Origin of the sequence: Dietzia sp. Cai40, assembly GCF_014145165.1 — a bacterium.
Classification (GTDB): Bacteria; Actinomycetota; Actinomycetes; order Mycobacteriales; family Mycobacteriaceae; genus Dietzia; species Dietzia natronolimnaea.
Genome location: NZ_JAALEB010000185.1, coordinates 1 through 6,057 on the forward strand (window position 1 = coordinate 1; position 6,057 = coordinate 6,057).

At 71.0% G+C, this 6,057-nt stretch carries 7 protein-coding genes; 2 read left to right on the plus strand and 5 right to left on the minus strand.

The features are described 5' to 3' along the window. Positions 1-60: 60 nt before the first annotated feature. On the minus strand, positions 61-603 hold the full coding sequence (locus G6022_RS08010; protein ID WP_182640813.1) for a nuclear transport factor 2 family protein: 543 nt from the start codon (positions 601-603) through the stop codon (positions 61-63). 24 nt (positions 604-627) lie between these two features. Between G6022_RS08010 and G6022_RS08015 the strand changes: the two genes are divergently transcribed. Beyond that, a complete protein-coding gene (locus tag G6022_RS08015; RefSeq protein WP_179523970.1) occupies positions 628-1,062 on the plus strand; it encodes a nuclear transport factor 2 family protein in 435 nt (144 codons plus the stop codon). A gap of 49 nt (positions 1,063-1,111) precedes the next feature. On the opposite strand, the gene G6022_RS08020 is transcribed toward G6022_RS08015, so the two are convergent. Next, on the minus strand, positions 1,112-2,485 hold the full coding sequence (locus tag G6022_RS08020; RefSeq protein WP_182691326.1) for a lipase family protein: 1,374 nt from the start codon (positions 2,483-2,485) through the stop codon (positions 1,112-1,114). A gap of 398 nt (positions 2,486-2,883) precedes the next feature. On the opposite strand from G6022_RS08020, the gene G6022_RS08025 reads away from it, so the two are divergent. Further along, positions 2,884-3,606 (plus strand): hypothetical protein, encoded by a 723-nt coding sequence (locus tag G6022_RS08025; RefSeq protein ID WP_182639488.1) that lies wholly within the window; start codon positions 2,884-2,886, stop codon positions 3,604-3,606. A gap of 14 nt (positions 3,607-3,620) precedes the next feature. On the opposite strand, the gene G6022_RS08030 is transcribed toward G6022_RS08025, so the two are convergent. The 3 genes from G6022_RS08030 to G6022_RS08040 form a co-directional block, all read right to left on the minus strand. Beyond that, positions 3,621-4,505 (minus strand): hypothetical protein, encoded by an 885-nt coding sequence (locus G6022_RS08030; RefSeq protein ID WP_179523967.1) that lies wholly within the window; start codon positions 4,503-4,505, stop codon positions 3,621-3,623. A gap of 17 nt (positions 4,506-4,522) precedes the next feature. Beyond that, a complete protein-coding gene (locus G6022_RS08035) occupies positions 4,523-5,392 on the minus strand; it encodes an alpha/beta fold hydrolase (RefSeq protein WP_182639489.1) in 870 nt (289 codons plus the stop codon). A 258-nt stretch (positions 5,393-5,650) separates the two neighbouring features. Continuing rightward, positions 5,651-6,057 (minus strand): prolyl oligopeptidase family serine peptidase (locus G6022_RS08040; RefSeq protein ID WP_182691328.1); only part of this gene is annotated, 407 nt, incomplete at its 5' end.

The following is a 6,057-nucleotide window of genomic DNA, read 5'->3' on the forward strand; positions in this document are numbered from 1 at the left end:
CGGTGGCCACCCCCCTGCCGACGCCGCGGCTGGCGCCGGTGACCAGGGCGACGCGCGCGGTCACGAGTCGACCCCGGCGGTCGCGGCTGCCGTCTCGTCTCCGCGGACGGTGTGGACCTCGGGAAAGGTCACGGTCGCGCTGTCGAGGGAGCGCGTGATCGACCACCCCGGGGAGAACAGGCACTCGGCCATCACCCAGCGGCCGCTCTCCACCACGTAGACATCGGAGTACTCGCCGGTGGAGAGGGTCTCGGTGCCGTTCTCCCGGTCCACCTGACGGAACTGCAACGTCCAGGTGCCGGTGGCGCGCCGCGGCGCGCCCCCGTCCGCCGGGTCCTCGACAGCGATGGAGGGCATGAGGCCGTGGTGCATGTCGAGGATGCGGGGTCCGCCGTCGGAGGCGGTGGCCAGGGCGATCTGACGGAAGATCCCGACCATCGTGTCCGGGTCGGTGCGGCCGAGCGGGCCGAAGTCCAGGAGGCCGCCCTCGGCGACGAAGCACGCCCGGAACCCCTCCGGATCCTTGCCGTCGCAGGCCCGCCAGTACCGGTACTTGAGCTGCTCTATCGCCTGGCGGGCGCGGGATTCGTGCTCGAACTGCATGCGGGCCACGTTAGCCTAGTGGGCATGAGTCGAACACTGGTCGAGCTGTCCGATCGCTGGGACCTCCAGGACCTGGTGACCAGGTACGCGACCTGTATCGACGCCCGTGACTTCGACGGACTGGACAGGGTGTTCACCCCGGACGCCCGGGTGAGTTACGAGGCCTCGGGCGGCCCCGCGGACGACTATCCGGCGGTGCGCACCTGGCTGGCGGAGATGCTGCCGATCTTCGCCTCCACCCAGCACCTCATGGGCAATCTCGCGGTGACCCTGGACGGCGACACCGCGACCGGACGCTGCATGTGCTTCAACCCGATGGCCCTGCGGCCGGTGGAGGAGAAGGACCAGCAGGTGTTCTTCTACGGGCTCTGGTACGTGCTCGGGTTCGTCCGGACCGCAGAGGGCTGGCGGATCGACAGCCTCGCGCAGGAGCAGGCCTTCCACCACAACCTGCCCTGACGGACGACGGAGGGGCCCGCCACCCGGCGGTCCCCTCCGTGGTCCGGCGTCAGACGGTGCCGCAGGAGTCCGGGGCCGGCAGGCCGTGCACCCGGTCCATGAGGTAGCGCGCGTTGGTGGCGCGCTCGGCAAGCATCGGCAGGGCGTGGTCGACCACCAGCCCCGGCGCCAGAGCCGGTAGCTCCGCGGTACGCAGCTCCACCGTGGCGCCCCGGGCGCACCAGTCCCGGACCAGGTCGACCGCGGTGTCGTGGGGGACCACGTCGTCGTTCCGCCCGATCAGGACCATCGCGGGGACCGTGGGGGCCACGCGGCCGAGGTTGTAGCCCTCGAGGACCCGCAGGATCTCGGGCTCGGACCGGGCGGCGTCGGCCAGCGAGTTGCCGTGCGTGGTGAACTCGGTGGTCCGGCGCAGACCGTAGGCGAACGCGGTCTCGGCGACGCACTGCGTCGAGGTCACCTCGAGCATGCGCCTGCCCTCGTCGTTGAGCTGCCGGTCGAACGCCGGACGCAGCTCGGGGTGCACCTGCAGGATCCCGTTGATGGCGTACCCGACGGCCCCGGTGAGGACGCCACCGTCGACGCGGTCGAGGGTGCCGAGCATGTCCGACGGCGGGGCGCCCGCGGCGATCCCCACCAGGTTGAGGTCCGGTGCGTACTGGGGCTGCATCTCGGCGGCGGCCGCGGCCGCGCCTCCGCCCTGGGAGTACCCGCTCACGACCGTGGGGGAGTCGGGGGCGAGGTCGGTCCCGGACAAGCGCACCGCGGCCCGGGCGGCATCCAGGGCCGAGCGGCCCTGGGAGTCGCGGTTGACGTAGGGGTGGTGGCCGGGCGTGCCCAGCCCCTCGTAGTCGGTGACGACGACGGCGAAGCCTTCGGCGAGCATCGAGTACGCGTCGATCAGCGAGTACCCGGCCGCCATCGAGAGCGGGGCCGTCCGGGCGCTGAGCCCGACCTCCATGGACTTCGAGGGCGCGCACTGGTCGCCCTGACCCTGCGTGCCGGGCGTGACCACGGCGAGCGGTCGCGGGCCGGGACCGGTCCACGGGGCCTTGGGCTGGAGGTAGGTGCCGGTGACGGCGACGGGCCCGCCCGCCGCGCCGGTCGAGCGATACATGATCCGCTGGGCGTCGGCGGACAGGGCACCGCCCGCGACGAGGTCCGGGACGCTCGGCGTGATGACCATGGGCTCGCTGCGGATCACCGTGCCGGGAATCGCGGGCAGCTGCGCCGGTGGGGTGTAGAACGCCGTCCGGTCCGGGGCGTTGGACGAACCGTGGTCGGACGAACCCTGCGCGGCGGCCTCCGGGGCCGCGCCGGTCGCGAGAGCCGGAGCCAGGGCCACGACCAGTCCGAGCGCGAGCGCCCCGGCGAGAGGGGACAGGCCGCGGGTGGCGGCCCGGTCCGGTGACGGTGATCCCACGTGTACTCCAGTATCGGTGCTGGCGGAACGACTCTGCGCGCATGCCGCGGTGGACAAAACTATAACGTGTGTCCGTTCTAGTGGTGGGGCACGTCACTTCCGGGCCGGACGTCAGGGTTCGGTGCACCGGTGTCGAATCGGTGGCCGGTGTCGGAGGGCGCTGTTACCGTGACGCCGTGCAGAACGACGTGCTCATGTGTTGGCGATGCGAACCCCGGTGGATCCGCGCCGCTCACCTCGCCCACCCCGCCTCGGCGTAGGACGCGCGTCACGGACCCACCGGGAACGGGTGGGCCGATCATCAGTCGGGAGCACGGTCCACACCGGACCACGGTTCGGCCCAGCGAGGACCACGGCCGAGACCGGCCCATCCCGACCTGATCGAGGAGAACGTCCAGGTGACCGCAAGTCCCCGAACCATCCACCTACCGCTGTCGGAATCGGACGTCCTGGTGAGCGCGCGCTCGCTGGCGGAGTACACCGACATGTTCAGCCTCGACGACGCGGACCTGGGTGGGCGGATCGTCGACTGCCCGGGCGGGGCGGCCAGCGCGGTGGCGGAGATCTGCGCGGCGGGCGGGGACGCGATCGCGGTGGATCCGCAGTACGCGCTCGGTGGCGGCGACCTGCGGGAACGGGTCCTGGCGGACCTGGATCGATCCCTGGCCCACTTCCACTCCCGGGACCTCGACTACGACTGGGACGTCCGGGGCGGCGTGGTCGGTCACGAATCCGTCCGCCGGACCGCGGCGGAGTCGATGCTCGCCGACCTCGAGGTCGCGCCCGGGAGGTACGTCGCCGGCGCTCTCCCGGATCTACCCCTGGCCTCCGACTCGGCCGACCTCGTCCTGTGCTCCCACCTTCTGTTCACCTATGCGGACAGGATGAGCACGGCCGACCATGTCGACGCGATCGTCGAGATGGCGAGGGTCGCCCCGGAGGTCCGCATCTACCCGCTGGTCGACCATTCGGGCACTCCCCTGCCCGAGCTGGTCCGCAGCGTGATCGCCAGGCTCAAGAAGGAACGGCTCACCAGTCGCATCGAGCCCGTCGTCCGGCCGTTCCAGTTGGCGGCCACCACGCGGTTGGTGGTGGAGCGGACCACCAACCGGCGACCCTGACGCCGGGTCCGTGCTCAGCCGGGCGTGAGACGCAGGACCTGCTGCCCGGTGAACGGGGAGGTCTCGACGCTGGTGAGCAGGGGCTGCGGCCCGCCCACCTCGAGGGCCTGGCCGGGCTGGAACACGGTGCCCGAGCCCAGCGAGTACGCGACCAGGTCGCACATCTGCCCGTAGAGGGCGCCCGGGGGCCCGGCGACGTCGAGCCGTTCCATGTCCAGTCGGCCGAAGCGCCCGAGCCCGCTGGTGTAGACGCACGAGGTGGTCTCGGACTGCATGCCCGCCCGCACCCCGACGAGGGCGGGCACCGGGAGCGGGTTGCCGGCGACGAGATCGCGGTAGGGGCCGGCCGGCAGGGTGGTGGCCGCGCCGCCCACGCTCACCGCGATCGCGCCGGGCAGGGCGGTCAGGGCGGCGGCCACCGTGGCCACCGCGAGTTCGCACCGGAGCGTCTCGAGCCTGGGGTCCAGGTACTCGGGTTCGCCCGGTTCGCCGTCGTCGCCTGTCGGGCCGAGGCGGAAGGCGGCCACGACGACCTGGGAGCGATGCGTGTCCACCACGCTCTCCCCGCCGTTCCAGATGGCCAGGTTCTCGGTGTAGCGGGACGCCTCGCCGTCGGCCACCGGGAGGTCGAGCGGGGTGGCGACGACCGTGACGTCCTCGACCGACACGCCGGTCGCGGGATCGTCGTCCGTCCCGGGATCGACCTCGTAGGAGCCCTCGAAGATCTCGGCGAGGAGGTCGCCGACCTCGGCGTGGCCTGGTGCGGGACGGTCGAGCAGGACGATCGCGACCGGGGTGCTCTTCCAGGACAGGTCCTCGCCGGTGCGCGGATCCACGGTGGGCTGTTCCGCAGAGGGCTGTTCCGCGGCGGGCTGGTCGGGCTGCGGCGACTCGCTCATGCCCCGAGGCTAGCGGGTCAGTTGAGCAGGAAGTCGATCACCAGGCGCTCGAACTTGTCCTTCTGTTCGATCATCGCCCAGTGCCCGCAGCGCGAGAAGGCGTGGAGCTCGGCGCGGGGGAGCTGCCGGAACGCGAAGTGCGCCTGCTCGTAGGGCAGCATGCGGTCGTCGCGGCCCCAGATGAGCAGCGTCTCCTGGCGGATTTGGGAGGCCCGCGCGTAGAGCGGCGTGTAGGCGTTCTCGGGCTTGAGGATCGATCCGAAGATGGCGTACATCCGCTCGACGGCCCCCGGGGCGGTGGCGGCCTCGGTCCGCGCGCGGATCAGCTCGTCGGAGACGACCTTCTTGTTGCCCACCATCGTGTCGACCCACGCGGCCATGGACTCGTCGGAGGGCGAGGCCAGGAAGTCGAACAGGCGCCGCGAGCCCTCGCTGGGCTCGGGGGTGAACAGCGGTGCCGCCAGGCCGCCGGGGCCCATGAGCGCCATTTTGCGGACGCGGCCGGGGTGGGCCAGGGCGGTCTCGCAGGCGACGTTGCCGCCCATCGAGTTGCCGATGATGTCGACCTTCTCGATGCCCTTGGCCTCACAGAACGCGTCGATCGCCTCGGCGGCGATCAGGGGGTAGGCCTTCTCCCACTCCAGGTCCGAGCTCCTGCCGAAGCCCGGCATGTCCAGCAGGATCGTGTGGAATCGCTCGGCGAAGACGGGGAAGTTGCCGGAGAAGTTGGACCACGCGGTGACGCCCGGGCCGGAACCGTGGAGGAACAGGACCGGGACCGTGCTCTCCGGCTCGGTCACGCTCTGCTCCCCCGCCTCGTGGAAGTGCAGCTCGAAGCGGCCGGCGGTGAGGGTCCTGCTGGTGGACTCGAAGTCGAGAGAGCTCATGGGAGTCACGATACTAGAACACGTTCTAGAGTCGGGCGCCTCGGCCGAAATGCGGGCGGCGTCGAAATTAAGTCAGCCGCGCGGGGAGTCCCTGAACATCCCCGCGCGGCGATGGCGAGGACTCTACTCGGAAATTCTCATGTGACAAGTAGGTAACGATTGTGGATTACGTCACATCGTTGATGTGGCGTCGACCGGCTCCTGCCGCGCCCGATGTGGAACGGCATGTTGACGGCGTGTCCAACTGCGGGATTCTGCTCAGCCCATCACCCGGTTCAGGAACGCGGTGGCGTCCGGCGTCGCCGCATAGACCGTCCCGCTGTGGTCCCTGTCCGGATAGACGTGCAACTCGAGTGGCTGGCGGTTCAGGGTCATCTCCGCCGCGAGGGACAGCGCGGAGGGCGCGGGCACGTCCAGGTCGAGCAGGCCCTGGCCCAGGAAGACCGGGCGGTCGTACCCGGTGGCCGGGGTCCCCATGTACCGCTGGAGATGGCCGAAGACGTCCGGGATGTCCCTGACCGGCCGGGTGAGCGCCTGGGAGATCTGGAAATCGCCCACCGCCGCGCGCATGTCCTCGTAACAGAGCTGCTCGGCGGAGTCGACCATCTCACGGCCCCGCGGGGTGAGGAACCGGTCGAGCTCGAACTCGGGGTGCTGGTCACGCA

Coding starts and splice junctions, on each gene's coding strand:
- G6022_RS08010 (WP_182640813.1), bottom strand. CDS start 603: ATGCAGTTCGAGCACGAATCCCGCGCCCGCCAGGCGATAGAGCAGCTC.
- G6022_RS08015 (WP_179523970.1), top strand. CDS start 628: ATGAGTCGAACACTGGTCGAGCTGTCCGATCGCTGGGACCTCCAGGAC.
- G6022_RS08030 (WP_179523967.1), bottom strand. CDS start 4,505: ATGAGCGAGTCGCCGCAGCCCGACCAGCCCGCCGCGGAACAGCCCTCT.
- G6022_RS08035 (WP_182639489.1), bottom strand. CDS start 5,392: ATGAGCTCTCTCGACTTCGAGTCCACCAGCAGGACCCTCACCGCCGGC.